The organism is Clostridium sp. OF09-36 (genome assembly GCF_003481985.1).
GTDB lineage: Bacteria > Bacillota > Clostridia > Lachnospirales > Lachnospiraceae > Brotaphodocola.
In genome coordinates, this window is sequence record NZ_QUMD01000072.1 from 1 (window position 1) to 1,821 (window position 1,821).

Consider the following 1,821-nt stretch of genomic DNA (forward strand, 5'->3'; position numbering starts at 1 on the left):
GTGACATACTCCCACCACTTAGCTAGCGCCTGAAGTGGGGGCTTCTCGTTCGATTGCCCGATAGGGCAAAGCATAAGCGAGCTATCCCCGTGTGTCCCACGGTTTTATTAGACATTATGATAGTATGGAATTTCTTCCGCAAGGATCAGGAGATTTTCTTTTCTGTATCAAGTATCATTCCAGATATTCGAATACCTTCCCTGCATATATTGATTGCTGCGTTTTGATCCCGGTCCATTCGATTTCCGCACGCACACTCATAAATGCGATCACTCAATTGCAAATCCTCTTTTATGTTTCCACAGCAGCTGCAGGTTTTGGAGCTGGGATACCAGCGGTCAATACGGACCAGTTTCTTCCCGGCGCGTTCCATTTTATATGCCAGAAAATCCGTGAACATTCCCCAGCCATTGTCATGAACACGCTTTCCAAAACACATATCCTGGCTCATTTCTTTCATATTCAGATCTTCCATGCACACGATATCATAGGAATTGGCTATCTTCCTCGACTCCTTATGCAAAAAATCCTTTCGCTTATGTGCGATATGGGTATGGATCCGTGCTACTTTCTTCTTTTGCTTTTTATAACGGTTACTCCCCTGTTCGCAGTGCTCAGTTTACGCTGCTCCCTTGCCAGCTTCTTCTGGGCTTTTGAGAAAAAATGAGGATATGCCGCACGATTTCCATTGGAATCCACATATAACTCTTTCATGGAAAAATCAAGACCAATCGCGGATTCTGCTTTCCTGATTTCGTTCACCGCTTCCTCGCAGGAATATAACAAAGCAACATAGTATCGTTCATCTGCTTCCTGAGTGATGGTTGCACCTTTCAACTGGTAACCTTCCTCAATCTTCCGATGCTGTCTGATGCGGACCCAGCCAGCTTTTGGAAGTTTTAACTTTCCATTTTGTAAGGCGATGTTTCCATTCACACAATTGGTTGTATAACTTCTCACAGGTTTCTTTTTTGATTTGAATTTCGGAAAACCAACTGAGTCATCACGAAAGAAATTTTTATATGCAGTCTGCAAATGCAACTGCGCATTGCACAGTGCCAGACTGTCTACTTCCTTCAACCACGGAAACTCGGATTTATATCTGGCCGGTGTCACGCTTAAGTTCTTTCCCGTTTTCTCATAGTAAGCTTTTTTCTCCGCAAGCATCCGGTTATAAACAAAACGAACACAACCAAATGTCTTTGCAAATAATTCCCTTTGTGGTTTATTCGGATAAATCCGAAAACGGTACACGGTGTTCACTTTTACTCTCTCCCTGTGTTTCAATGTACTGACGGATGACCTCAATCGGGGCACCTCCAGCACTCAACAGACAAAAACTCTGGCTCCAGAACATTTCCTTCCATAGCTTTTGCCGGACTTCCTGGTACTCCTTTTTAATCAGCCGGCTGCTTGCGCTTTTATACGCATTGATAAACTTACTCAGTTCCGATTTTGGATGAGCACGGAACATGATGTGAACATGGTCCTGATCATGATTCCATTCTTCCAGGGTAATGTGATAGTTCGGAGCAATATGCTCAAATATTTCTTTTGCCCGATTGGAAATCGGATCATTCAAAACCTTTTTTCGGTATTTTACCAGCAGAATCAAATGGTAATATAATAAAAATACCGAATGTGCATTACTATCCAATTTTCTCATAGAAATCAGCCTTTCTTATTATTTCGACTGATTATATTTTATCATATATTGCTCTATATGTCTATATTCTTATCGAATGTATGTTCTTTTTCTGCCAGCACAGATATGTGCACTATCGAATCATGCCAGTTATTGCATATCAGGAATCAAAAGCA

3 protein-coding genes are annotated in these 1,821 nt (G+C 41.7%); all 3 read right to left on the minus strand.

Annotated features, from left to right (window positions below; genetic code table 11):
• Positions 1–145: 145 nt before the first annotated feature.
• The 3 genes from DXA97_RS22530 to tnpA are packed head-to-tail and all read right to left on the minus strand — an operon-like array spanning position 146 to position 1,666.
• A complete protein-coding gene (locus DXA97_RS22530) occupies positions 146–559 on the minus strand; it encodes a transposase (RefSeq protein WP_347561715.1) in 414 nt (137 codons plus the stop codon).
• 5 nt (positions 560–564) lie between these two features.
• Positions 565–1,263, minus strand: coding sequence for an RNA-guided endonuclease TnpB family protein (locus DXA97_RS22535; protein ID WP_347561714.1), 699 nt, complete (start codon positions 1,261–1,263; stop codon positions 565–567).
• The gene (gene tnpA, locus DXA97_RS19655) at positions 1,226–1,666 is read right to left on the minus strand and encodes an IS200/IS605 family transposase (protein WP_118721454.1); all 441 of its coding nucleotides are present in this window, start codon (positions 1,664–1,666) and stop codon (positions 1,226–1,228) included. Before tnpA ends, DXA97_RS22535 begins: the two co-directional genes overlap by 38 nt.
• Positions 1,667–1,821: the final 155 nt, after the last annotated feature.

Excerpts from the sequence above, each read along its gene's own strand:
- tnpA (WP_118721454.1), bottom strand. The coding sequence starts at position 1,666 with ATGAGAAAATTGGATAGTAATGCACATTCGGTATTTTTATTATATTAC.